The 25,927-nt window shown below is 58.6% G+C and carries 20 protein-coding genes and 2 pseudogenes; 12 read left to right on the top strand and 10 right to left on the bottom strand.

Annotated elements, in window-relative coordinates:
- Positions 1-209 precede the first annotated feature (209 nt).
- Positions 210-773, bottom strand: a pseudogene (locus AC5XE7_RS19545) (DDE-type integrase/transposase/recombinase); the annotation flags it as partial.
- A 47-nt stretch (positions 774-820) separates the two neighbouring features.
- Here AC5XE7_RS19545 and AC5XE7_RS19540 point away from each other — a divergent pair.
- A complete protein-coding gene (locus tag AC5XE7_RS19540) occupies positions 821-979 on the top strand; it encodes a TniB family NTP-binding protein (RefSeq protein ID WP_495367297.1) in 159 nt (52 codons plus the stop codon).
- 540 nt (positions 980-1,519) lie between these two features.
- Here AC5XE7_RS19540 and AC5XE7_RS19535 read toward each other — a convergent pair.
- From AC5XE7_RS19535 to AC5XE7_RS19510, 6 genes are all read right to left on the bottom strand, one after another.
- Positions 1,520-2,332: an NAD-dependent epimerase/dehydratase family protein gene (locus AC5XE7_RS19535; protein ID WP_495367298.1), complete on the bottom strand. Its 813-nt coding sequence runs from the start codon at positions 2,330-2,332 to the stop codon at positions 1,520-1,522.
- A gap of 93 nt (positions 2,333-2,425) precedes the next feature.
- Positions 2,426-3,361, bottom strand: coding sequence for a branched-chain amino acid transaminase (locus tag AC5XE7_RS19530; RefSeq protein WP_280196676.1), 936 nt, complete (start codon positions 3,359-3,361; stop codon positions 2,426-2,428).
- 42 nt (positions 3,362-3,403) lie between these two features.
- Entirely contained in the window at positions 3,404-4,207 is an 804-nt protein-coding gene (locus tag AC5XE7_RS19525) for an ABC transporter permease (RefSeq protein ID WP_495367299.1), read from the bottom strand.
- A gap of 15 nt (positions 4,208-4,222) precedes the next feature.
- The gene (locus AC5XE7_RS19520; protein WP_280196673.1) at positions 4,223-4,999 is read right to left on the bottom strand and encodes an ABC transporter permease; all 777 of its coding nucleotides are present in this window, start codon (positions 4,997-4,999) and stop codon (positions 4,223-4,225) included.
- Between the two features lie 86 nt (positions 5,000-5,085).
- A complete protein-coding gene (locus tag AC5XE7_RS19515) occupies positions 5,086-6,165 on the bottom strand; it encodes an ABC transporter ATP-binding protein (RefSeq protein ID WP_425291421.1) in 1,080 nt (359 codons plus the stop codon).
- A 65-nt stretch (positions 6,166-6,230) separates the two neighbouring features.
- Positions 6,231-7,325 carry an ABC transporter substrate-binding protein gene (locus AC5XE7_RS19510; RefSeq protein ID WP_495367300.1) on the bottom strand — a complete coding sequence of 365 codons (1,095 nt, stop codon included), beginning with the start codon at positions 7,323-7,325 and terminating at the stop codon, positions 6,231-6,233.
- A gap of 400 nt (positions 7,326-7,725) precedes the next feature.
- On the opposite strand from AC5XE7_RS19510, the gene AC5XE7_RS19505 reads away from it, so the two are divergent.
- A complete protein-coding gene (locus tag AC5XE7_RS19505; RefSeq protein WP_280196671.1) occupies positions 7,726-8,613 on the top strand; it encodes a LysR substrate-binding domain-containing protein in 888 nt (295 codons plus the stop codon).
- Positions 8,614-8,730: 117 nt separating this feature from the next.
- On the opposite strand, the gene AC5XE7_RS19500 is transcribed toward AC5XE7_RS19505, so the two are convergent.
- From AC5XE7_RS19500 to AC5XE7_RS19490, 3 genes are read right to left on the bottom strand one after another with little or no spacing between them, the layout of a single operon-like run.
- Positions 8,731-9,336: a glutathione S-transferase gene (locus tag AC5XE7_RS19500; protein WP_495367301.1), complete on the bottom strand. Its 606-nt coding sequence runs from the start codon at positions 9,334-9,336 to the stop codon at positions 8,731-8,733.
- A gap of 13 nt (positions 9,337-9,349) precedes the next feature.
- Positions 9,350-10,648 carry an NAD(P)/FAD-dependent oxidoreductase gene (locus AC5XE7_RS19495; protein WP_495367302.1) on the bottom strand — a complete coding sequence of 433 codons (1,299 nt, stop codon included), beginning with the start codon at positions 10,646-10,648 and terminating at the stop codon, positions 9,350-9,352.
- Between the two features lie 50 nt (positions 10,649-10,698).
- Positions 10,699-12,135, bottom strand: a complete 1,437-nt coding sequence (locus AC5XE7_RS19490) for an NAD-dependent succinate-semialdehyde dehydrogenase (RefSeq protein ID WP_495367303.1) — start codon at positions 12,133-12,135, stop codon at positions 10,699-10,701.
- Positions 12,136-12,417: 282 nt separating this feature from the next.
- On the opposite strand from AC5XE7_RS19490, the gene AC5XE7_RS19485 reads away from it, so the two are divergent.
- The 10 genes and pseudogenes from AC5XE7_RS19485 to AC5XE7_RS19440 form a co-directional block, all read left to right on the top strand.
- Positions 12,418-14,529: a hydantoinase/oxoprolinase family protein gene (locus tag AC5XE7_RS19485; protein ID WP_495367304.1), complete on the top strand. Its 2,112-nt coding sequence runs from the start codon at positions 12,418-12,420 to the stop codon at positions 14,527-14,529.
- Positions 14,529-16,094, top strand: a complete 1,566-nt coding sequence (locus tag AC5XE7_RS19480; RefSeq protein WP_495367305.1) for a hydantoinase B/oxoprolinase family protein — start codon at positions 14,529-14,531, stop codon at positions 16,092-16,094. Before AC5XE7_RS19485 ends, AC5XE7_RS19480 begins: the two co-directional genes overlap by 1 nt.
- Before the next feature lie 156 nt (positions 16,095-16,250).
- Positions 16,251-17,198: an ornithine cyclodeaminase family protein gene (locus tag AC5XE7_RS19475; RefSeq protein WP_495367306.1), complete on the top strand. Its 948-nt coding sequence runs from the start codon at positions 16,251-16,253 to the stop codon at positions 17,196-17,198.
- A 196-nt stretch (positions 17,199-17,394) separates the two neighbouring features.
- The gene (locus AC5XE7_RS19470; protein WP_495367307.1) at positions 17,395-18,657 is read left to right on the top strand and encodes an acyl-CoA dehydrogenase family protein; all 1,263 of its coding nucleotides are present in this window, start codon (positions 17,395-17,397) and stop codon (positions 18,655-18,657) included.
- A complete protein-coding gene (locus AC5XE7_RS19465) occupies positions 18,657-20,795 on the top strand; it encodes an acetate--CoA ligase family protein (RefSeq protein WP_495367308.1) in 2,139 nt (712 codons plus the stop codon). The genes AC5XE7_RS19470 and AC5XE7_RS19465 overlap by 1 nt, the downstream gene beginning before the upstream one ends.
- 62 nt (positions 20,796-20,857) lie before the next feature.
- Positions 20,858-22,513: a thiamine pyrophosphate-binding protein gene (locus AC5XE7_RS19460; RefSeq protein ID WP_495367309.1), complete on the top strand. Its 1,656-nt coding sequence runs from the start codon at positions 20,858-20,860 to the stop codon at positions 22,511-22,513.
- 41 nt (positions 22,514-22,554) lie between these two features.
- Positions 22,555-23,817, top strand: a complete 1,263-nt coding sequence (locus tag AC5XE7_RS19455; RefSeq protein WP_495367310.1) for an NAD(P)/FAD-dependent oxidoreductase — start codon at positions 22,555-22,557, stop codon at positions 23,815-23,817.
- A gap of 37 nt (positions 23,818-23,854) precedes the next feature.
- Complete coding sequence (locus tag AC5XE7_RS19450; protein WP_495367311.1) at positions 23,855-24,862, top strand: Ldh family oxidoreductase; 1,008 nt, start codon at positions 23,855-23,857, stop codon at positions 24,860-24,862.
- Between the two features lie 45 nt (positions 24,863-24,907).
- Positions 24,908-25,690, top strand: coding sequence for an enoyl-CoA hydratase/isomerase family protein (locus AC5XE7_RS19445; protein WP_495367312.1), 783 nt, complete (start codon positions 24,908-24,910; stop codon positions 25,688-25,690).
- A gap of 99 nt (positions 25,691-25,789) precedes the next feature.
- Positions 25,790-25,927 (top strand): annotated as a pseudogene (locus tag AC5XE7_RS19440) (3-oxoadipyl-CoA thiolase); the annotation flags it as partial.

Raw genomic sequence — 25,927 nt, 5'->3', positions numbered from 1 at the left:
GCTGCGCAAGTGCGCGGCCAGAACCTTCGACACCCTATGCCATGCACTCGGCGACATCTGTGGCCTCTTCGATCCAACACAATGCCGAAACTTCTTCAAAGCCGCAGGATATGAGGCCTATTAAACACGACACGCTTTAGGCCGCCTCGTAAAGCAGGGCTCGCATCAATTCGTCGTGACCTGCCACTGAGAATTTCGTCCAGAATGGATTAGATGTTCATTCCGGGCATTTGATTGATTGGGTTTAGGTTGACCCTATCTGGTTCGATTGTCCATCGCTTGCAGATGAACTCGTATGGGGTCAGGCCCTTGAGGGTCTTCAGTCTTCGTCCGAAATTGTATGCGTCGATGAAGTCCTGAAGGTGCCGCCTCAACTGGTCGTGGTCATCGTAGTGGAAGCGCTTGACGGTGGCATCCTTGATGGTCCGGTTCATGCGCTCGACCTGTCCGTTGGTCCATGGATGCTTGATCCTGGTGAGCGTGTGCTCGATTCCGTTCTCGTCGCAGACCCGGTCGAAGATGTGGTGGAAAGCGTATTTGTGGCGGGCCTGATTGGTGAACTGGATGCCGTTGTCGGTCAGCACCGTATGGATGGTGTAGCGAACGGCTGCGATGAGATTGCGCAGGAACTGGGCTGCATTCATCTTGCCGGCTTTGGCATAGAGCTCAGCGAAGGCGAACCTGGACTTGCGGTCAATCGCTACAAAGAGATACAGCTTGCCTTCGGTCGTCTGCACCTCGGCAATGTCGATGTGGAAGTAGCCGATCGGGTAACCTCCTCGCCGGCACCCCGAGGGAGCAGCGTGTTATCCTCCAGCTTTTGCGATATCTGAGCAACGAGAACAAAGCGTCGCTTGTCTGCCTCGGCGTGTCGGCGGCGCGCGATGAGATCGCCGACGACACCCAACTGGCCCGGCGCCTGGATCAGTTTGTGCTGCCACGATGGAAAGCACAGATGAGGAATTCCAGGAACTTGTAACGGCGATCCTGCGCAGCCTGCCGCTCAGGCTGCCATCCTCTTTGTCGAGCCAAAGCCTACGACATCTTTCCCGTCTCGGTGACGGGATCACGGCTCGAGTATTCGGAATACCCAACGAACTCGCTATCGAGGCCATAAAGGATGGTATCGAGCGTATTACCGACGACAGTATCGAATCCTAGAGGCCAGCCTTGGAGAAGGAAGCGGCGTTCGCATAGCCGCCTGCAAATTACATTTCATTTGAGACTCAGTGCGAGCGAATCTCAATTGAAGTGTAACTATTTTGCCGAAACCGCTCGAGTCCCAGATTGAAGTGTAAATCGACAGCAGTCTCTACGCACAGCCGAACCGACACAGCATCAACCCCGCTGCCTATCGCAAAAAAAATGTGTAGTCGCGTCCTTTCGGACTGGCCGGGTAACGATTCCCGACAAATGAAAGAGATTCTTATTTAGTATACTCAATAAATAAACTTGAGCTCATGCCGGCTACTGAAAATATCCAGTAACCGGCTTGGCACAACGTGTAAAATCAGGATACTCAGGAAATTTTATTGAGGTCCCCGAAAAAGCCCACGGGCACGTAAAGAGCGCCATGGAAGGCCCGCTCCATCTCCGGCTCGTCCTCGGGCTTCATCGTCGCCAGAATTTCAGCGGCATAATCCTCGGCATTGTCGCGGGGAGCATAGCCGATCTTTGCGCGATTAGGGTCGTTGTAGAGTTCCCGTGAATTCGCGGAGACGCCGTACACCACCTCAAAGTGAATGTCCTTCGCCTGCAGAGAGCAATTCACCAGTTCCACGCAATCGCGCGGGCTAAGCCAGGTGCCGAGGTGCCGCACAGTCGTCGGCTTTGGCTGGAACGAGGCGATGCGCAGACCAACGACTTCCATTCCGTTCTTGTCGGCATAGAAGCGACCGAGTGCCTCGCCGAACACCTTGGAGACACCATAAACCGAATCCGGCCTCGGCGGGCTGTCTGGCCCGACCTTCTGATCACGCCGATAGAACCCATGCGCATGAATGGAGCTGGCATAGACGACGCGGCGAACGCCCTGACGGCGGGCAGCCTCAAAGATATTGTAGGTGCCGATGAAGTTCGGCTCGAACATGGTCTCCCAGCCGCGAGCCGACACGGAAGCTGCCAGATGAACGACACCGTCCATCCCTTTCATCATGTCTTCGACGGCCTGAAGATCGGAAATATCGGCCTGCACGGCCTCTTCCCCTGCTTCGAGGTCCTCTATGGGCTGAAGATCGACCAGCCTTATCGTCTCATAGCGCCCCTTGAGGCCAGCCCGGAGCGCAGCGCCGATGCGCCCGGCAGCCCCTGTTATGAGTATTTTCTTTACCATCTTCACTACCTTGTCTGTATCGACGCCTGTCACCCTGTCACAGGCACGCCGTAGTCATCGGCATGCCTGTGCGGAACTGCAAACGTGTGAGTGTCAGCCGCGCCCGTAGACTGGCAGCAGCCAGTCGCGATATTTTTCGACCTTGCCGGCAGCCACGTCGAAGTAGAGATCCTGAATCTTCTTCGTGATCGGACCGACCTTGCCCGAGCCAAGCGGGTAGCGGTCGAGCGAGATCATGGGCGTCACTTCCGCGCCGCTTCCGCAGAAAAAGCCTTCGTCAGCGATATAAAGCTCGGAACGGTCGACCTCGCGCTCAACCACCTCAATCCCCAGCTCCTCCCGGCACAACTGGATCAGCGTGGCGCGCGTGATGCTTTCCAGAATATCGCCTGTCACCGGCGGCGTGATGACCACGCCGTCGCGCACCATCATGAAGCAGGAGGCAGGGCCTTCAGAGACTTTTCCGCGCTCGTTGAGCATGATCGGGGAGGCGAAACCGTTGATACGGGCTTCGACATGAGCAAGGCGTGAATTGTGATAATTGGCGCCAGCCTTGACCCGCGACGGCATCGAGAGGTCGGAATTTCGCCGCCACGTGCTGGTGCAGCTTTCCACGCCATTGAAAATGGCCTTCGAATGCGGGCGCGCGAAAGCCAGAATGAACATGCCAGTCCTGATTTCCTCAGGCTTGTAAAAGTTCGGCTCGCCCTGATCGAAATAGACGACCGGGCGGAAATGGACGCCTTCCTCGAACTTGTTCTTGCGGATCAGCTGGATGAAGGCCTCGGTCAGTTCCTCATCGGTATAAGGGATGGTCATCCGCATGATCTTGGCGGATTCACGCAGGCGCTTGAGATGCTCCGCGTTACGGAAGATGAACATCTCCTTTTTGTCGGAATTCCAGTAGCCGCGCATGCCTTCAAAGACATTGGCGCCACGCAGAACGAGATCCGTCGAAACGTGAACGGTGGCGTTTTTCCACTCGACGATCTCGCCATCCATCCATGCGAAGTCGGGGTTGGCTAACATTGCAGCTATCTCCTGTGAGGTCTGTAAAAGCAGGTCGGAACGCTATTTCATTCCGGTTTTTTCAAGTCCGATGAAGTAATCCAGTGCAAACACGGCAATAACCGCGAAGTAGATGGTGACAGCGGAAACGGCAGCCATGGAAGGATCGACCGTTGCCTGGACCTGATTGAATATTCTGACCGGCAAGGTCACCATCGCCGAAGTGGAATTGAAGATACTCACTTCGACATTGATCCACGAAATGACGAAACCGAGCAGGCCGCCGGCGATCACGCCAGGCTTGATCTGCGGCAATGTCACCAGAAACAACGTCTGCATCGTTGTTGCACCCAGATCCTGCGCCGCTTCCTCGCTGGCCAGATCAAAATCCGCGAGGGAGACCAGCGTGGCCCTGATCACATAGGGGATGATGAGCACCACGTGGCCGATCAGAAGCGCGCTGAACGTGCGGGCAAAACCAAGCGCGGAAGCATACTGTAGTATGGCCACGCCAAGCACCACAGTTGGCAAGATAAGCGGCGACAGGAAGATCGAACTGATCACCCCAGATCCGGGGAAGCGCTTGCGCACAAGAACGATGCAGGCCGGCACACCCAGTATCATGGCGATGATCGTACCAAGCCCGGCTATCTGAATGCTGAGCCAGAACGCATCGACGTAAATTGGATTGTTGATGACAATATCATACCATTTCCAGGAGAACCCGTCCGGCGGAAACTTCAGGAAATTGGACGCCGTAAAGGATACACCGATCACAACGAGCAATGGCGCAAGCAGAAAGACAACAACAAACCCGCTCGCAATAATCAGTATGCGCGAGCCTATGCTGGAGCGTGACGTATTCACCGCCGTTCTCCTAACTTAACGCGTGTAGCGCTTGAGAATGAAAAGATAGACGCTGATGATCGAGATCGAAGCCAGCAGAAGCATCATGGCCAGAGCGGCACCCATGCTGAAATCGAGTTCAACCATGTAGTAGTCGTAGATGAGGATGGGCATGACCATCAGGCGTCCGCCACTCATCACGCTCGGCGTCACATAGGCACTCACACTCAGCGTGAACACGATCAGCGATCCCGCCACGACGCCCGGAAGGCTCAGCGGAAACGTGACTTTGAAGAAAGTTACCAGCGGCCCCGCTCCAAGGTCCCGCGAGGCGTCGATCAGCGAGGGATTGATATTCTGGAACACGCTGTTGAGGGTCAGGATCATGAAGGGCAGCATTACGTAGCTCAGCGTCACGATCACACTGCCGTCGGTGTAGAGCAGCTGCACAGGGGCAGAGAACACACCGAGCGAGATCATCGTATCGTTGATCAGCCCCTCCCGCCCCAGAAGAACGATCCAGCCGAACGAGCGCACGATATTGCTGACGAACAGCGGAAGTACGGCCGAGATATAAACCAGCCGTCGAATAACCGGCCGTTTCAGATGAAAATTCAGCGAATAGGAAAGGATATAGCCCATGATGAAGGTGATAAGCGTCACCCACAGCGAAATCCGGAAAGTGTTCAGAAGAACTCGCCAGAAATAGACGTCGCCTGCCACTTCCTCATAATTCTTCAGCGCATTGCCCTGTGGCGGCTGAAAACTGGTGATGAACACCATCAGCAGCGGGATAACGAAGAACAACGTCATAAAGACGACCGCGGTTCCGAGGAACAAGGTTGCCTGAGGCCGAGTGATTTTCATTCCGCCGGTCGTTCCGGCATTTCCACCCGCGCTCATTTGTCGAGTACCCGTGATGCGGAAGGCGACCAGTGGATGGGCACTTCGCTGCCCACTTCCGGCAACGCAACACCTTCCCGTTCAGGCGTGCATATAACGATTTCCTGCCCTTCCGGCAGCTTTGCCGCGACACGCCACCAATGCCCCAGAAACACCTTGTGCAACACGGTTACATTGGTGGAAATGACATCGCCACCGGCAACACCGAACCTAATGTCTTCAGGCCGGATCATAAGTCTGGCGACGCTGTCCCGGCTAACGGTGTAGGGCAGAACCGGAGCGTCTGCTGACAATTTGACATAACCATCCTCAGCACGCACGCAATCAACGATATTGGCCTCACCGATAAAGTCGGCGACATAGGTCGAGTTCGGCCGACGGTAAATGTCCTCGCCGGTACCAAGCTGAATCACCCGCCCCTGATGCATGACCGCGATGCGATCAGACATGGCCAGCGCTTCTTCCTGATCGTGGGTGACGTAAATGAAGGTAATACCAAGCTGGTCGTGAAGACGCTTGAGCTCGAACTGCATGCGTTTGCGCAATTTCAGGTCGAGAGCACCAAGAGGCTCGTCCAGCAGAAGCACTCGCGGACGATTGATGATCGCACGCGCCAGCGCGATGCGCTGCTGCTGCCCGCCAGAGAGCGAGCGCGGATAACGCTCCCCAAAACTCTCCATGCCAACCATGGCCAGCGCATTCTGCACCTCATCGGCAATCTCGGCACGTTCGCGCCCCTGCCGGCGAGGTCCGAAAGCGATATTATCGGCGACCGTCATATGCGGGAACAACGCGTAGTTCTGGAAAACGGTGTTCACAGGCCGCTTGTTAGGCGGCACGTTGCGCATCGAAACACCATCAATCTTGATGTCACCGGTGCTTGGCTCCTGAAAACCTGCAATGATGCGCAGCAGGGTGGTCTTGCCGCAGCCACTGGGGCCGAGCAGCGAGACGAATTCGCCCTTGCGGATCGACAGATTGATCTCATGGAGCGCCGTCATCTGGCCATATGCCTTTGTGACCGCATCGATCTGGATGAGATTTTCGCTCGCCGCGCCGGGGTTTCCCCCGGACACGACTGCAGCTTCAGCTGTTTTATGGCCAGTATTCGCGGTCACTATTTCGTTCCGAATTTACAGAATTATTGGCTGACGACGCGGCGGTTCCAGAGATCCCGGAGCTGCTGCCGCTTTGCATTGACGACCAGCCAGTCCGGCATGATCAGATCGGAAACCTTGCCATCGGCTCCCCATGGCATGCGCTGCCTTGCCTTTTCCGAAAGCTGCGGATTGTCCAGAGGAGGGCCGAGGTAGATCTCCTCGCCGATACATTCGAGCGGCTTCGGCTGGCTCACAAAATTCATGAGGCGCTCTGCCAGCTCCTTCTTGGACGTTCCCGCAACGAGGTGCATGCGGATATCGCTCGCAACCACACCTTCCTTCGGTATAGCCGTGGCGATCGACACACCCTGATCGAGCAGCTGTGAGGCTGTGTTCGGGTAGTAGATGCCCAGAACAACTTCACCACTCTGGATGGTGACGTTCATGACGCCGGAAGCCTCGTAGTAGGAAGACGGCTTCAACTCCCTGAATTTGTTGATGACCGGGTCGAAATTGTCATCGGTGCCGCCAAGTGCCTTGTTCAGATGCATCATAACTGGCGTGAAAAGGGACTGAGCCGGAGCCGGCGAATAGACGCGCTTTTCGTATTTGGGGTCCCAGAGATCGAAATAAGACGTTGGGGCGGGGTCGACCTGCTTGGGATCGTAGACGAGCGTGTAGGCGAAATAACCGGTACCCACGCCGTAAACCTTACCATTGGCATCCGCATAGACAGCCTGCCTGGACAGATTGCCGAGATTGGGCACTTCCGTCCTGGAAACCTCCTGCGTCAGCCCCTCTTCCCAGGCCTGCTCGGAATATCCGGCGTCGAGCCAGGCGACATCGATGCCCGGAGTGCCTTTCTGCTGCCTCAGCTTGGCATAGGTAACGGATGCTGTTCCGGTCTCGACCACCACCTGAACGCCCGTCTCGGCGCTGAACGGATCGAAGAAGCACTTGCGCATCGCCAGCTCCCAAGGCCCGGAATAGGCATTGACGGTGATGCTCTCCTGAGCCTGAACGCTACTGGTCAGAGCGACGACTGCAGCATTTGCAGCTACTGCCGAAAGAATAACTGAAATGCTGACGCCTGCCCTGCCCTTGAGAATACTGTTCTGTACGAACATTTTTTTCATATGGATAAGTTCCCCTTAGCCAAAACTTCAGCGCCCGGAGACGTAACTGCATAGCAGCTCGCTCAGTGATATTATGTGTCGTGATGGTTTGCGCTATGAGGACATAGTATCGATTCCTACGACACGGTAAATTGCAATTTGCTTGTTATGTCATGCGGTTTGGTGCCGAACTCTGCGACTTATGGCCCTGAAATGCCGTGATTTTCGTCGGGTGCCGGGAAACAGAGGGCCGTGCCGCCCCTTGCTATTTCGTTGATTTCAAACGACTGTCCGTAAATCGGCGCATGAATAGCAGATACCCCCTCTGCTAACGGCTGCCGGCAGCCCTATCAACACCATTTCCCGTTCCACAGGCTCATAACTTTCACGTCAGGCCAGTCGAAGATACGCAGGAAGCTAAATGCTTAAAAAACTACCTCCTCTGAATCCGTTGAAAGTGTTCGAAGCGGTTGCCCGCGCCAACAGCATCACCAACGCAAGCAAGGAGCTTTATGTCACGCAGGCGGCCGTGAGCCGGCAAATCTACGTCCTGGAGGACTACCTACAGGTTCAGCTTTTCATCCACCGCAGAGGTAAGATAACACTTACTGATGAAGGTCGCGCCTACTTCGAGGCCATCAGCCCCTCACTCAAGAAAATCGGTCAGGCCACCGACGATCTCCTGAAAAACAAGGAGCAGAACGCCGTCCGTGTCGTAACCTATCAGACCTTTGCGCTGCACTGGCTCATCCCGCGGCTGCCGCAGTTCCGCAGTCTGCACCCGAAGATCGAGCTGCACATCTCCACACAGGTTGAACCGGTCGGAAACGAGGACGCCAACACAGACGTTTTTATTCAGTTCGGCGACAAGAACTGGCAGGGCTATTCGGCCACGAAAATCCTACCGGATCAGATTGCCCCCGTATGCTCCCCGGAATTCAAGGCCCGGCACAAGGTCGGCAACGATCCTCAGGAGTTGGCAAGTCTGCCGCTGCTTTTCTCAAACTACCGGCGCCGGGACTGGGGCGATTGGATGGAGCATGCAGGTCTCGACGATATCGAAACACCAAATGCAATTTACTTCCGCAGCACGGGTCTTGCTTTCAAGGCTGCGGAAGCTGGACTTGGCGTGGCCATGGGGCAGCTTCATCTCATAGCGGACGACCTGAAAGCGGAGCGGCTGGTGCCTCTTTATGACCTGCCGCTCAAACGCGCCTATGGCTATTACGTGCTTCATGCCAAAAATGTGAAGCTGCATCCGGCAGCGAAAAGCTTCATTACGTGGATAAACAGCGTCGCTCAGGGATAGCACTGCTCCACAAACAGCTTCTCGGGTGCCTGATGCCGCAAACAAAGGCCTTCAGGCACCCGAGGAACGCCATTCGATCGGAAGTGGAAGGCGGCACGATCAGGCCGCTCATGACCCTCAGATCAGGGGGGTTGCCCGGATGCTGGGTCTGTCCTGAACCGCGGCATACCAGGCCGCCAGAGAAGGGCAGCGGTTTCTCCAGCCAAAGTCCTCGAAACGCAGATCAAGATAGGACAGCGCCGACACAATCGCGGCCAGCCCGATGTCAAAGCGCCCACCATACTCTGCCGCCTCTTTCTCGAAGGCGTCCAGCGTGGTGCCGATCTTGTCCAGATGCGCATCGAGCCACGCCTGCCAGAAGAACTCCTTCGGGCGCGTGGCAACTTCATAGCGAGCGATCAGCGAAGCGGTCATCAAACCATCGCCCATGGCCTGATCGACAAGGGCCTTCCAGAGCTTTTTTTCCCCTATCGGAAACATTCCGCCGGAGCCGGCACGGTCGAGATAAGCACAGATGACACCGCTGTCGGCCAGCATGGTGCCATCGTCGAGCATCATGGTTGGCACCTGGCCCAGAGGATTGTGAGCGATGATGGTACGATCACGATCCACCGAATGCGCATGAGAATCGAGAAGCTCGATCTCATCCGCCAACCCGACCTCATGCGCCGTAATCAGCACCTTGCGAACGAAGGGCGACCGGGAAGAATAAAACAGTTTCATCGCAAAAAACCCTTCAGCGGCGGCGGTCGGCCCATTCATAATATTTCTTGACCAGCGGCAGGAACCACGGATTGCCGTTGTAGAAAGGAATGGCGTGGAAGCTGCGGGCTTCGAAAGCGATTTCCTGCTCGGGCTCGCCAAGAATGCGCAGTGCGGCATGGTGGCCGAGATACGGCGCCAGCGCATTGCCCGAGAAGCAGTAGGCAAGCGCGAAATGCACACCGTTTTTCATGCCGAGCTTCGGGATCAGATCGATGGTGCCGGCGCAGCGTCCCGACCATGAATGAGACAGCTTCACGTCCGCAAGTTGCGGGAAGATCCCCACCATTTCCTCACGCACCTTCAGACCAGACAATTCCGGCTGGCTTTCCCATTCAGCACCGGTCTGCCCCCCGAAGACTATCCGGGTTCCATCCGTGGAAAGCCGCAGATAGTTGGAGGCCTGCCGGCGGTCGGTATAGGTGCGGTTGTGCGGCAGCAATTCTTCCAGAAGGCTTTTTGGCAAAGGCTCGGTCGCGACGATATAGCTGCGGATGGGGATAAGACGCCTTTTCACCCATTTCACCGCATCTCCGGAATAACCATTGGTGGCGATCAGCACGTCCTTGCAAACGATCTCACCGCGCGGTGTCGAAACAACGAACTTCCCGCCGGAGCGGCGCAAACCAAGCATCGGCGTTGCCGATATGATCTTTGCGCCAGCCGATCTTGCACGCTCCGCCATGGCATTGGCATAGAGACCGGGATGGATCGCGGCCTGTTCGCGCAGCAGGATCCCCCCGACAACGCGTGGCGACCGGTATTCTGTCGCGCCACCATTTTCGACCACGCTGAATTCCTCATTCAGCAGTCTGTCCCGCAACGCGTATTCGGCCTTGAGCGTATCGAAATCCGGCTGGTTCATCGCGGCGATGAACCGGCCATTTTCCTGCAAGCCGCAGTTGAGCCCCTCGCTTTTGATCATATCGACGGCGAAATCGAAGATACGCTGAAGCTCATGGAAATAGGATAGCGCCGTGGGCTGATCGAATTTCTTCAGCAGCTCGGTCAGCGAGTGCTTGAAATGCCGTCCGACGAAACCCGCATTGCGGGTCGAAGCCCCATAACCCGGATGCTCCTGCTCAAGAATGACCACATCGCGACCGCCCCGCGCCAGAGTTGTCGCGGCGGACGTACCGGTCAAACCCGCGCCCACAACGACGACATCGGCAGCTGAAGGAATGTCGGCCAGCTCAGCTATCCGGGCAGGCAGTGCATCCCACCAGTAAGGTGCGGCTTTGAAATCATCTGTGAAATACTGTGTCGAACTCATGATGAACCTGTATCTTGAATGCGTCAGGCGCTCAGCTGGCACTGCGGCCGCTATCGCGCGACCACCCTGGTTACCAGGAAAGCCTTCAGCCCCTCGATACCGCCCTCACGGCCGTATCCGCTGTCCTTCACGCCACCGAAAGGCAGATCGGGACGCGACACCGAGAACGAGTTGATGCCCACGATACCGCTCTCCATACCGCTGGCGACTTTGTCGGTCTCGGCATCGGATGTCCCGAAAACATAGGCCGCCAGCCCCAGTGAGGAGGCATTGCAAAGCGCGAGGCCTTCAGCCGTCGTATCGTATGGGAATATTCCTGCCACGGGGCCGAACGGTTCCTCCCGCATGAATGTGCTGTCCTGCCCGATATCCGTCAGCAGAGTGGGCGCATAGAAATACCCCTCCTTCCCGATACGGGCACCGCCCGCGATCAGATTCGCACCTTCCCGGAGCGTTTCCGATACCAGTTTCTGTAGCGCGATCAGGCGCCTCTCACTGGCGACCGGCCCCATATGAACGTCGGCTTCCAATCCGCTTCCGATCCGCAAAGCAGCCGTCTCAGCGGCAAACGCTTCAACAAAATCATCGAATTGAGATGTATGAACGTAAAAGCGCGTTGGCGATGTGCAGATCTGGCCCGCATTGCGAAATTTGCCCATTACGGCTGCTTTCGCGACATGTCGAACATCGGCATTCTGCAGGATGAGAACCGGATTGTGTCCGCCCAACTCCATGGTCACCGGCTTCATGAAGGAGCCGGCAAGTGCTGCCAGATGCTTACCCACGGGAACAGAGCCCGTGAAGCTAACCTTGCGGATGACCGGCGAGCGAATGAGGTGATCTGAGATGAACGCCGGATCGCCGAACACCAGCCCCAGAACACCTGCGGGAACCCCTGCATCCACAAACGCGCGAACAAGTTCCACCGCACTTGCGGGCGTTTCTTCAGCCGGCTTCAGAATGCAGGCACACCCTGCGGCCAGCGCCATGCTGACCTTGCGCGCCGGCGATAGAACGGGGACGTTCCACGGGGTGAAAGCCGCTACTGTCCCCACCGGGACCAGGGCTATCGAACTGCCTCCTTCGGCCCTCAGCCCCTCGTCTTCCATGAGTGCAACTGCGGCATCCGCGTTCCACTCGATCAGGTCGGCGGAACGCAGCACCTCGCTGCGGGCTTCGGCCAAAGGCTTGCCCTGCTCCATGGTCACCATGGCCGCGATTGCCTCGGCCCGGCCACGCAGCAGCATAGCAGCCGCCCGCAGAAAAGCGGCGCGCTCCCGAACCGGCATTCCGGCCCAGCCGCTGCCCGCATTCGCAGCGGCAACAAGAGCCATCTCCAGATGCCGTTCAGTCGCTTTCGGCAACTGGCTTATCTGCCTGCCCGTTGCCGGATCGAAGACCGGAATAAAGCCGTTTCCTGTATCGTCGATCCATTGACCTGCGACATGGAGGGAAAGCACGGGATAAGAGCTGGCTGGGTGATTCATCGGCTGAAAGAAAGCTCCACGACAGGCGCATATGCAAAACCGGATAGCGTGGTTCCGGCAATCGCACTATCGGCCGCCCCGGCCAATTATCCTATTGCGTATTTGTGCGTTCGATTAAGCCCACGATATGGAACTCATGCCCGCCAGACCGCCGGATAAGTCGGCGCGAGCACGACGAGATCGTTACCATATGTAATCGCGATATCGATTTATCTCGCGTTGACCGGTTCAGGTGCCCCGCTAAGACTGCATCAGGAAGCTGACAGAATTGGGAGTGCATGAATGGATCGCCAGTTGCGAATCGCTGTCGATATCGGCGGAACGTTCACGGACGGCATCATCGAGGATACCAGAACCGGTGGAATATGGGTCGGCAAGTGCCTGACCACTCCGCACGATCCTGGCGAGGGTGTGTCGGCCGTGATCGCGCAGATGTTGTCGAATATTGACCGCAACGCAGGAGGAAGTTCGTCAGAGGACGTGGTGGGTGTCGTTCATGCGACAACGCTGGTCACCAACACGCTCATTGAACGAAACGGTGCCCGTACCGCGCTGGTCCTGACGGATGGTACGCGCGATGTGCCGACCATTGCACGCGAACTGCGCTACGACCTTTATGATCTCGATCTGGAACTGCCTGAGCCGCTGGTGCCCTATGAGGAGCGCCACGAAATCACCGAACGGATGTCTCACGAAGGCGAAGTGATCCAGCCGATCGATGACAAGGAGATGGCAAAGCTCGCCGAAACTCTGGCAGGCAAAGGCGATATTGAGGCCGTCGCGGTTTGTTTCCTAAATTCCTATGCCAACCCGGACCACGAACTGGCGCTGGAGCAGGCTCTCAAGAAAGCCATTCCGGGCATAAGCGTCTCCGTTTCATCGAAAACGGCTGCCGAGCCCGGCGAATATGAGCGCATGTCGACAGTTACTGCAAACGCCTATGTGCAACCGCTGATGACCCGCTATCTCGGCATGCTGACCAGTCGTCTTGAGAAAGCGCAAATCGATGCAACCTTGCGCATCATGCTTTCGAATGGCGGCTTCACAAGCGTCGAGGCTGCGGCGCGCAATCCGATCCAGTTGCTGGAATCCGGACCTGCGGCGGGTGTGCTGAGCGCAATCAATGCAGGTCAGGCCGCAGGCGAGAACAGCATTCTCGCCTTCGACATGGGCGGCACCACAGCCAAAGCCTGTGTCGCTCACAATGGCGAAGCGCTTATCAAATACGGTTTCGAGACGGCGCGTGTGCGCCGGTTCAGAAAAGGCAGCGGCCTGCCAATTCTTATCCCGAGCATCGATCTGATCGAGATCGGCGCTGGCGGCGGCAGCATCGCGACCATCAACCGGGTGGGCACCATCGCGGTTGGACCGGAAAGCGCATCCTCGGTGCCGGGGCCGGTCTGCTACGGGCTCGGTGGCACGCAGCCGACCGTTACCGACGCCGACCTTTTGCTCGGTTATCTCAACCCCAACCGGTTCCTCGGCGGAGAAATGACCCTCAAGCCAGATCTCGCGGAAGAAGCTTTCGCCCGGCTTGGTAGCGATATGGGCAAGACCGGCAAGGAAATGGCCTGGGGCGTGTGCAGCGTGGTCAACGAGGCAATGGCCGCCGCCGCGCGCGTCCATATCGCGGAACATGGCCACGATCCACGCAGCTTCACCATGGTGGCGACAGGCGGCGCGGGCCCGGTTCATGCCGTCGACGTCGCGCGTCGTCTCGACATCAGGCGCATTCTGTGCCCGATTGCGGCCGGGGCCGGCTCGTGCCTCGGCCTTCTTGCAGCTGCGGCCCGTACAGACCGGACCTGGGCTCACAAGTCACTCGTCGCCAGCACCGACTGGAGCGTCGTGCAGAAGTCGCTGGCGGAGCTGCGCGAAGATGCGCTGGCGGAGCTCACATCCGCCGGTGCGGCAGAAGACAAGATCGAATGGACCGTCGGCATCAACACCCGTTACTTCGGGCAGGGCCACGAAATCGAAATCCACCTGCCCTACGAGCAGATCGGCAATGACTGCGCCGCGCAGATCGATGCCGAATTCGCCAGTCGCTATCGCCACATCTACGGTATGATCGTGCCCGATGCAGCCATCGAGATCGTGACATGGCGACTGATCGGCCGTCTCCCCCGCGAAAAACGAAATTTTGTCTGGGGAGAAGCAAGAGGCAAGCAGGGCGCCAGCACCGGCGAGCAGCGTGAAATCTACCTCCCTCTCGCAGGGCGCTACGAAAAAGTGCCGGTGCTGGACCGCTACGCGCTTGCTCCGGGTTCAGTCGTGGAGGGCCCGCTTGTTCTTGAAGAGCGCGAATCCACAATTGTGGTGCCGTTCCCCGCCAAGGTCAGCATCCTCCCCAATCTCACCGTTCAGATAGATCTTGCGCCGAGGGCCGAATAATGAGCGAAAAAATCGACCAGTTCCTGCTCGAAATCCTCTGGACGAGGCTGATCAGCATCGTTGACGAAGCCGCCGCGACGTTTGTGCGAACGGCATTCTCAAGCCTCGCCCGCGAAGCAAATGACTTCGCCGTCGTGATCACCGATGCTCAGGGCCGCGCAGTCGCACAGTCGTCAGTCAGCATTCCCTCCTTTACGGGAACCGTGCCGGCCACGATCAAGTACTTCCTCAAGCGCTTTCCGCCGGAAACGCTGAACGAAGGTGACATCCTCATCACCAATGACCCCTGGATGGGAACCGGCCACGTTCATGACGTGACGCTTGCGGCTCCGGTCTTCTGGAAGGGACAGTTGGTGGCATTTGCCGGAATCACCAGCCACATGCCCGATATCGGGGGACGGCTGCGCAGTTCCGGCATCCGCGAAATCTACGAGGAAGGCCTGCAGATCCCCATGCTCAAGCTGGTGGATCGGGGCGAGACGAACAATGTCATTGTCGATTTCATCCGCACCAATGTGCGGGTGCCGGATGCCACCATGGGCGATATCTGGGGCGAGGTTTCCGCGTGTCACCGGGTGACCGAGCGGCTCCATGACCTGCTCGATGAAACGCAGGTCAATTTCTCCGCTCTCAGCGAAGACATCCGCAATCGCTCGGAAGCCGCAATGCGCGAAGCCATCGCCGGCGTTCCGGATGGCCGTTATGCCTATGATATCGAACATGACGGGTTCGAGGACAAGATCCTGATCCGGTGCGGCATCACCGTCGATGCGGGGGCGATGAAGATCGACTTTACGGGAACGACCCCGCAATTGCCGCGCTCGGTGAATGTGGTGCCGAACTACACCTCCGCTTACACCATCTACGGGGTGAAAGCGCTTCTTTGCCCGGACATTCCCAACAATGAAGGCAGCTCCGCGCCGGTCGATATCTTCGCGCCGGAAGGCTGTATCCTGAACCCCCGCTATCCGGCCCCCGGCGGTGCGCGCGGCATGATCGGACATCTGCTGCCCGTTGCTGTTATGGGAGCGCTGGCCGAAGCCACCCCGAACCGTGTGTGGGCACCCGGCTCTGGAAACTCCGCACTGACGATCGCCGGTGAACATCGCGGTCAGCGTTACGCCAGCGTCTATTTCTGGAATGCGGGACAAGGCGCATCGGCCAGCCGCGATGGCCTGTCGCTGATCAGCTTCCCGTCCAACCTGTCGAACTCGCCGATCGAGCTCATGGAATCGTCAGTGCCAGTGCGCATCAGGCATCGTCGTATCCGCCGTGGCAGCGGTGGCGCGGGCATGCACCGGGGCGGTGACGGACTTGATCTGGCGTTCCAGTTCATCGGAGATTCGCCCGCTGTCGTGTCCTTCATCATGACCCGTCAGCGGATCGGACCTCCAGGCATTCGCGGCGGACAGTCGGGCCAGCCCGGCGAAGTTACGATCAACGGCGTGAAGCGCGATCTGACGGAACATGTCGTCGTTAATCCCGGCGATGAAGTAACCATCAAGACCGCAGGCGGCGGCGGCTATGGTGAGCCGGTTGAGCAGCGCAGTGCGGTCGCTTCCTGAGCGACGGCTCTGAACCGCTCGCGGTTTGAGCGTGATACCAGCCCGACACCCGGATTTCTGCCGGACGTCGGGCTGGCAATTGCGTTTCGGAACCCTCTTGGAAATGGTCTTGTGACATCCGCACACAAGAATGGCGGAAAAATACAGGAGACGTCCTTGCTCAGATTGACCGAAACCGATGTTGCGGAACTCATCGACGTCAGAGGAGCTCTCGAAGCGGTAGAGCACGGCCTTCTGGCGGAAGCAGGGGGCCAGGCCCAAACGCTTCAGAAAAATGTCATTCCCTATGACGATGGCGCACGCGCGCTGCACGTGCTGAGTGCCGTTGCGCCCGGTTTTCGGGTCAGCGGAGTCAAGACATGGGTACAGGCCGGCGCCACGGCGCAACCAATACTGATGCTCTTCGACAGTGAAACGGCGCATCCGATGGCACTGATTGAAGCAAATGTGCTGAGCAATCTCAGGACCGGCGCCCTCGCCGGCATCGCCACCAAACACCTCGCCCCGGTCGACGCCGACACGCTGGGAATCGTCGGATCAGGCAAGCAGGCTGCGATGATGATCCACGCCATATCTGCCGTACGCCCGCTCAGAAGCATCAGGATATGGAGCCCGAATCCCGCTAACCGCAAGGCTCTGGCCGACAAGGTTCAGCAGGAACTCGGCATTCATGCGACTGCGGAAAGCACAGCCGCCGGCGCGCTCGCCGACGCCGCAATCGTTGGCCTCGCCGCGCGGGTGCAACAGCCGATAATAAGCTCCGACATGATTGCCCAGGGGGCCCACGTCAATTCGATTGGCACCACGGTGCCGGGCAAGTCAGAACTGCCGCAGGACATTTTTTCAAGATTTTCTACAATCTGCGCGGATTCGCCAGTGACGGTTCGTTCACTCTCCGATGAATTCCGGTTGCGATACGTGTCGGAGCAGGACTGGCAGGCCGTTCAGCGGCTCGCCGACATTGTTAAATCGAAATACCATCGTCCTGAATCTGATGATCTCACTTTGTACAAGGGAATGGGAACCGGCATTGCCGATCTGGCCATGGGAGCAGCCCTTCTGGAGAGGGCCAGGGCCTGCGGAAATCGCTATTTTCAATCCTGATGAGTCAGTATCAAGAAAAAATACTGTACCGTGATGTATTGCTGAGAAAGTTATCCTCCCTATCAAAAATAGGCATGATAAAGCATAAGCGCTTTCACGTTGACAGATTGACGATCTCCGAATCCTTCTGCATCCGGCCTCGAATTTCCTGCGTCATGCAGGATTCTCGGGTATTTTCCAGCTTTGTCAAAAAGTCATGTTCGGCACCAGATGCTATAACTTTCAGCACCTAATGCCGTTTTACAAGACGATCGATGTCACCTTACATCAAGATTATCCTGACATCATAAACGGCCTATACTCCATGAATCTTGCACTATCGGACGAACAGTCGATCTTCAGAGACAGCGTGCTGAAATTCAGTCAGCAGCATCTTCGTGAGGGAGCCCTTGAGCGCGCTCACTCTCAGGGCTATCCTGCTGACATTGCACGACTGATGGCCCAGAATGGGCTGATGGGCCTTACCATTCCCGCCGAATCCGGCGGCATGGGCGGAACGCTGATGGATGCGATCATCGCCATCGAAACGGTGGCCTCGGTCTGCCCCCGCAGCGCCGATGTTATCCAGTCCGGCAATTTCGGCGCCATCCGCGTTCTCGCAGAATATGGCACGCCGGCACAGCAGGAGCGCTTCCTTGCCAAATTGCTGAACGGTGATGCCGTGATCTCGGTCGGCATGACGGAACCGGATGCCGGCTCGGCGGTCACCGAATTGAGAACGACCGCCACCCCGGAGGGCAACGGTTACCGCATCAACGGCTCCAAGATTTTCACCACGCACGGTCCATTCGCCGATATCATTCTTGCCTATGTCCGTTTCGGGCCGGGAACCGATGGCATTGGCTCCGTGCTGATCGAACGCGGAACGCCCGGATTCAATGTCGGCAACGGCAGCAAGTTCATGTCCGGCGAGGAGTGGGCGACGCTGGTTTTCGACGATGTGTACGTTCCGGAAGAAAACGTCGTTCTGAAGAATGGTGGCTTCAAGAAGCAGATCGCCGGGTTCAACGTCGAACGCCTTGGCAACAGCGCCCGTTCGCTGGCCCTTGGCCGCTATGCCTACGAAGAAGCGCGTCAGTGGGCTATGTCACGCCGTCAGTTCGGCCATCTTCTGTGTGAATTCCAGGGCGTTCAGTGGAAATTCGCCGATATGAGGATGAAGCTGGACGCGGCCCAGCTGCTGCTCTATCGGGCAGCTGTCAATGCTGGCGATGGGTTCCCCCGCGCCGATGAAACCGCCATCGCAAAGGCTTACTGCAATATGATCGGACATGAGGTCGCCGGTGAAGCGATGCAGGTCATGGGAGGCATGGGCTACAGCAGCGAAAGTCTGGTGGAATATTGCTACCGCCGGACCAAGGGCTGGATGATCGCCGGTGGATCGGTTGAAATCCTCAAGAACAGAATTGCCGAATCCGTTTTCGAGCGTCCGTTCTCCCAGCGCAAAGCGAGAGCGTAATGGCCAGCCTTTCCGTTGCACAGGCCAGCACGACTGGCCCCGATCTCGCGGATGCACTTCTGCGGCCCCGCTCGGTCGTTCTGATCGGCGCATCCGGCGACGAGACGAAGGCTAATTCCAGGCCGCAGCGCTATCTGAGACAGCATGGTTTTGACGGTCAGATCTATCTCGTCAACCGTGGCCGCACTAGCATTTTCGGGGAGCGAGCCTACCCGGATGTCAAATCGATCGGGCAGCCGATCGATCACGCGCTCATCATGGTGCCCTCCCGAGACGTCATCAGCGCCGTCAGGGAATGCGGCGCTGCCGGCATCGGCTGCGTGACCATCCTTTCCGACGGTTTTGCCGAAGCAGGCGAAGAAGGTCGCCTTCACCAGGACGAACTGATGAAAGCCGCCGCCGAATCCGGCGTACGGATACTGGGGCCGAACAGCATCGGCCTCATCAACGTTCATGACAAGGTGGCGCTGAGCGCGAACGCGGCACTTTCCGCCTCCAGTCTACTTCCCGGCCGGCTTGGCCTGATTTCCCAGAGCGGCAGCGCCATCGGCGCGCTGCTCTCGCGCGCTCATGCCCGCGACATTGGTTTCTCCACGCTGGTTTCGGTGGGCAATGAGGCCGATATCGACATTGGCGAGATCGGCCGGATGCTCGTCGATCAGGACGAAACCGATTGCATCCTTCTGTTCCTGGAGACAATTCGCGACGGCAAGGCGCTGGCGGATATGGCCAGTTACGCCTTCAGTCGCGGCAAGCCGGTGATCGCTTATTTGCTCGGCCGCTCGCGCATTGCCCAGCAAATTTCCAATTCGCACACCGGCGCTCTCACCACCGATTTCGTCGCAATGGAAACCTTCCTGCGCGACAGCGGCATCCTGCGTGTCGATTTTCTCGAAACCCTGTTCGAGCTGCCGCCTCTGGTGGCCGGACGCAAACCACCGAAGGGCCGCAATGTCACCATCGTCACCACCACCGGCGGTGGTGGAGCAATGGTTGCGGACAGGCTCGGTCAGTGCGGGATCGACGTCGTTTCTCCCGATGCAGCGACAATCGACCGGCTGGCGGCACGCGGCGTGAACATCAAGAGCGGTCCACTGGTCGACCTCACGCTGGCGGGTACCCGGCCTGAGATTTACGGCGCGGTGCTTGATGAACTGAACGCTTCCGAGAACTGCGATCTGATCATTCCGGTCGCCGGATCGTCGGCCCAGTTTCACCCTGAAAGCGCAGTGGCACCCATTCTCAGCCCGCGGGAAAATTCAAAGCCGATGGCCGTTTTTCTTGCACCTGAAGCAACTGAGAGCCTGCGTCTTCTTACGCAGGGCAAGGTCGCCGCCTTCCGCACTCCCGAAGCATGCGCCGATGCGGTGCGCGCCTATCTGGACTGGCGCCAGCCAGGTGACCTTACCCTGACTGATCTTCTCGACGCGCAGAGCAGGGAAACAGTTTCCGCTGCATTGCGGCCGGGCAGCCTGAACGAGTTGAACTCAATCGAGGTCCTGCGTCAGGTGGGCGTGCCGACGGTCGACTGTCACGTTTTCCCGACTCTGGAAGAGCTGAACGCCTCAACGCGCGAAATCCGGTTTCCCGTGGTGGCGAAGATTTTATCGCATGACATCCAACACAAGACGGAAGCCGGCGGCGTCGTTCTGGGTATCGCCGACATGGCTCACCTGCGGCAGGCATCCGCCGCGATGCTGGAGCGTTTCAGGGCAACCAACCCCGATGCCGCGATTGAAGGCATTCTGGTGCAGCCGATGGTAAAGGGGCTTGCCGAAGTTCTGATCGGCTTCCAGCGCATACCCAATATCGGCCCGGTTGTGACCGTGGCTGCCGGCGGCATCATGGTCGATATCCATCAGGATTTCGCCTGCCGCATGGCACCGGTAAACGAGGCGACCGCGATGGAGATGGTAGACGCCGTCAAGAGCCTTGCCGTGATACGAGGCTACCGCAATCTGCCCCTCGGTGATTGCAAGGCCCTCGCTCAGGCAATCTCGGCCCTGTCGCGCCTTGCCATGTTCCCGTCTATCGACAGCGCGGAAGTCAATCCGCTCATGGTGCTCCCGCAGGGCCAGGGCGTGGTTGCCGTTGACGGGTTGATCATCGTCGACGCGCCGCAGACACAAACCAACTGACATGAAGCAGACCACCGGCCAGCTCGTCACTGCGCTGAGAAAGAACTGAGGAGGATACCCCCGTGCAGAATTCTGAGATGAAGACCGGCGGACAGTTGCTGGTCGAAAGCCTCGTCATCCACGGGGTCGATACCGTGTTCTGCGTGCCGGGCGAAAGCTATCTGGCTGCTCTGGACGCCCTGCGCGATGTTCAGGAAAAGGTGCGTGTCGTGGTCTGCCGACACGAAGCTTCGGCCTGCCATATGGCCGAGGCTCACGGCAAGCTAACCGGCAAGCCCGGCATTTGCTTCGTCACCCGGGGTCCGGGTGCCACACATGCGTCGGTCGGCATCCACACTGCCCGTCAGGATTCCACACCGCTGATCCTTTTCGTCGGTCAGGTGGAGCGTGAAATCAGCGACCGCGAAGGATTTCAGGAAGTCGATTTCCGTGCCATGTTTGCACCTCTGGCCAAATGGGCGGCACAGATCGACGACCCCGCCCGCATTCCCGAATATGTGAGCCGCGCCTTCCATACGGCCGTGAATGGTCGGCCCGGTCCGGTGGTGCTTGCGATCCCGGAGAACACGCTATCGGATACGTGCGAAGCGGTTCCGACGAGGGCTTATATTCCCGCCCATTCCGGCCCGACCGCTCAGGATCTTGCAGCGATGACGGCACTGATCGAGGATGCCGAACGCCCGTTGCTAATCCTCGGCGGCAGCGGCTGGAACGAGCAGGCCTGCGCCGATATCCGTGCCTTCGCGGAAGCCTTCGATTTGCCCACGCTTGTCACATTCCGGCGGCAGGACGTATTCGACAACCGGCACCATCTCTATTCTGGCGTTCTCGGGCTGGGCACGTCGCCCGCACTGACCGAACGGGTGAAGTCGAGCGACCTTCTGGTGGTGGTCGGCGACCGTCTCTCCGAGGCCGTGACCAACACCTACAGCCTGATCGAACTTCTGGCTCCTTCACGGAAGCTGGTTCACATCCATCCCGATCCCGGTGAGCTTGGCCGGGTCTATCAGTCGTCATTGCCTATCAACTCCGGCGTAGCCGGGTTTGCCGGCGCGGCAGCGCAACTGAAAGCTCCGGCCCGCACGGCCACCCGGATTGAATGGGCAAAGGACCTGCGCAGCGATTACGAAACCCTGATCTCACTACCTGCATGCGACAATGAAATGGACGTCAGCGCCATCGTTGCCGGGCTGAACGATATCTTGCCGGACAACGCTATCATCACCAATGGCGCCGGTGCCTACGCGGCCTTCGTCCATCGCTACTATCAGTACCGCGCCTATCCGACACAGCTGGCACCCGCATGCGGGACTATGGGATACGGCCTTCCTGCCGCCATAGCCGCCCAGCTTGCGCATCCGCATACGCCCGTTGTCTGTTTCGCCGGTGACGGCTGCTTCCTCATGAGCGGCGTCGAGCTTGCCACCGCAGTCCGCTACAAGCTGCCGATCGTGATCGTGGTCATCAACAATGAGAGCTATGGTTCGATCCGCATGCATCAGGACCGTCGCTACCCCGGACGGGACTTCGCCACCGATCTCGTCAACCCCGACTTCATCGCCTTTGCGAAATCGTTCGGCGCTCACGGTGAACTGGTCCGCACAACCACAGACTTCAGGTCAGCTTTCGAGCGCGCCCTCAAGGCCGAGCTTCCCACGCTGATCGAAGTGCGGCTGGACATCGCGACCATGCTCGCGCAGAGCCCAAGGCGCAGGTGATCGGCAAGCCGATTGTCACCTAAAAAGTGGAGGGCGAAAAGATGACAACAGGCTCTGGAAGAACCGGGACTATTGGCGTGGTTGGCGGCGGCTATGTCGGTGTCTGCACCGGGCTTCAGCTCGCTCGTGCCGGGCACGATGTTGTCCTGATCGACATCGGCCAGCCGGAGAAAGCCGCTTCCTACGGAAATTCCGGACAATTCGCGGTTGGCGAAGTCGTCCCGCTCGCCGTGCCCGGCATTCTGCGTTCAGTGCCGGGATGGCTGCTCGATCCGCTCGGACCACTCACCATCCGCTGGCGTGATCTTCCGATGCTGACGCCGTGGCTTGCCCGTTTTGTGCTCGCCTCGCGTACCTCCAAAGTGGAGATCGGATCACGCGCCATGGCGTCCTTGTGCGATCGCATGCACGCTGATTACGCACCATTGCTGGATGCTGCCAATGCCCGTTCGATCATCTCCGATACCGACTGCATAAAGCTCTACAGGTCCAGAGCCGATTGGGAAGCGGAGAGCAAGACATGGCGACTGCGCGAACGCGCCGGCTTGCAGTTCGAGCTGCTTGATCGCGCCGCCATAGAGCGGCTTGAACCGGAGATGACGGAGTTCAGCCAGTTCGGCGTCATGCTGAAGGGCCGCACCTATATCCGCAACCCATTGCGCATGTTGCAGACGCTGACGAACACCTTCGAGCAGATGGGCGGCAAAGTCGTCATCGGCGAGGTGACCGGTTTCGACAAGCGCGACCGCCGTGTACATGCGGTTACGCTAAGCAGCGGCGAAAGTCTGGAGCTGGATGCGGTTGTCCTGACCGCCGGTATCGGTTCCCGCAAGCTCAGCGGCCAGCTTGGCGACAAACTTCCGCTGATCAGCGAGCGCGGCTACCACCTCATGCTGCCCAATCCCGGTGTGCGGGTAAATCGCTCCTATACGCTGGGCTGGGCCGGCATGGGCATCGTGCCCATGGAACAGGGGCTGCGGCTCGCCGGAACCGTAGAGCTGGCCAGTTCGGATGCACCGCCGAATTTTGCGCGGGCGCACAATCTGCTTGTCCATGCAAAAAAGCTGTTCCCCGGACTGGAGAGCGAGGGCGTGAAGCAATGGATGGGCCATCGCCCGTCCTTCCCGGATTCGCTGCCCGTCATCGACCGCGCAAGCAGGTTCGACAACGTCATTTATGCTTTCGGCCATGGTCATATGGGCGTGGGCTGGGCAGCCACCACCGGAAAGATGGTGACTGCGCTGCAGGAAGGCCGGCCGAGTGAAGTCGATATCAGGCCGTTCAGCCTGAAGCGGTTTGGCTGAGCCGTGGGCAAAGCGTTTCATCGAAATGGAGCAAAGCGTGAAGCTACTAACGGCCGATGAGCTTGTTCAACTGGTCAGCGCGATCTTCATCGCCAACGGCATGTCGCCCACCAACGCCGCTGCCGTCGCCAATGTTGTCATGATGGCCGAGCGCGATGCCAGTTTCAGCCACGGCCTGTTCCGTATTCCCGCCTATGTGTCCACGCTCAAAAGCGGCCATGTCGATGGCCGCGCCGTGCCGGTGTTGACGGACGCGGCCCCGTCGGTGGTCAGGGTCGATGCCGGCAATGGATTTGCCCAGCCTGCGATCGAAGCCGGGCGGCATCTGCTTCTGCAGAAAGCACGGCAAACCGGCCTTGCCTCCATGGCGATCCACAATTCGCATCATTTCGCTGCGCTGTGGCCAGATGTGGAAACCTTCGCCGAAGAAGGCATGGTGGCGCTTGCTTTCGTCAACTCACGCATGCGCATCGCCCCTTGGGATGCTCCACGCAGGCTGATTGGAACCAATCCGATGGCCTTTGCCTGCCCCCGTCAGGATGCCCCTCCTCTGGTGTGGGATCAGGCTTCGAGTGTCATGGCGCAGGGGGCAGTGCTGATCGCCGCGCGAGAAGGCAGGCAGCTCGACGAAGGCGTGGTGATCGACGCCAAGGGCCAGCCGACGACGGATCCCAACGACTTGCAGGCAGGTGGCGCATTGCGGTCGTTCGGAACCCACAAGGGCAGCTCCATCGCCTTGATGGTCGAGGTGCTTGCCGCAGCCCTCACCGGCGCGAATTTCGGTTTCGAAGACAGCGAATCCGAAGCGCGCGGCTCTGCAACCCAGAATGCGGGAGAGCTTATCATGGTGATCGACCCGAAAACCTTCGGGTCCTCCAATCTGGCCGGGCGCGTTTCCGCCCTGCTCGCCCATCTTCAATCCGGAGGCGTCAGCCGGCTTCCGTCAGAATCGCGGCACAAGGCACGTATTGCGAACAGCAACGGCATTCCGGTGTCACAAGAGCTTTATGCGCAACTGTCCGCCATGGCCGGGCAGGCCGAGTAACGCAGCGGGCACAAGCCTCCTTGCCGCATTTGCCGGAGATTTCGAATGAGCCGTCATCCGTTGGTTGTCGAACAGCATGGGCCCGTTGCGCTGTGGCGTCTCGACAATCCCGAAATACGCAATCCGCTCACGGCCGAATTGAAGGCAGCGCTTGCCAAGCAGACGCAGAAGTTCATTTCTGACGCGGATATCAAAGCGCTTGTCATCACCGGCGCGGATGAATGTTTCTGCGCAGGGGGCGACCTGCGCAATCTTGGCACGGACACCAGCACGCTGGCCGTGCGCCAGCGCATGCGCTCGTCTCACAGCTGGATGAAATTGCTCGCTGACAGCGACAAGCCCGTCGTCATGGCAGTGAATGGAGCAGCGGTCGGCGCCGGCATGTCGCTCGCCCTGAGCGGGGACATCATCGTCGCTTCGGAAAAAGCCTGGTTCATGGCCGGCTTCCCGAAGGTTGGCGTGTTGCCGGATCTCGGCGTCCTGTACCATCTGCCCCGCGCGGTCGGACTTCCCACAGCCAAAGACATTCTGATGACCAACCGCCGGGTGGATGCGCAAACGGCTTTGTCCCTGGGGCTGGTCAGCCGCGTGTTCGCGCACGATGACCTTCTGAGCGGCGCACTCTCCATCGCAACGGATCTTGCCGATGGGCCGGGCGTGGCACTCGGCCTAACCAAATCATTGCTCAATCTGTCGCATAACGACACGCTGGACACATTCTTTCTGCGTGAAGAAGCGGCCCAGGCTATCGTATTTGGAACGGAGGATTTCTCCGAAGGGTGCTCCGCGTTTCAGGAAAAGCGCACGGCAAAATTCACCGGCAAGTAGGAATAACCACGCCCTCTCCGCTCGACAACATCTCTCTTTCAAACAACCATCCGATCAGAAGCGCGCGATTTCTGCCGCACGACTAAAGGACAACCGAACATGCGTGAAGCCTATATCTGCGATTATATCCGCACGCCGATCGGGCGTTTTGGCGGTTCGCTGTCGTCGGTGCGCGCCGACGATCTCGGCGCGGTGCCGCTGAAGGCGTTGATGGAGCGCAACGCGTCCGTCGACTGG

This window comes from Aquamicrobium sp. YD-1-mutant5 (genome assembly GCF_059509755.1).
The sequence above is the reverse complement of the archived record's forward strand: the minus strand, read 5'-3'. Positions and strand labels throughout refer to the sequence as shown.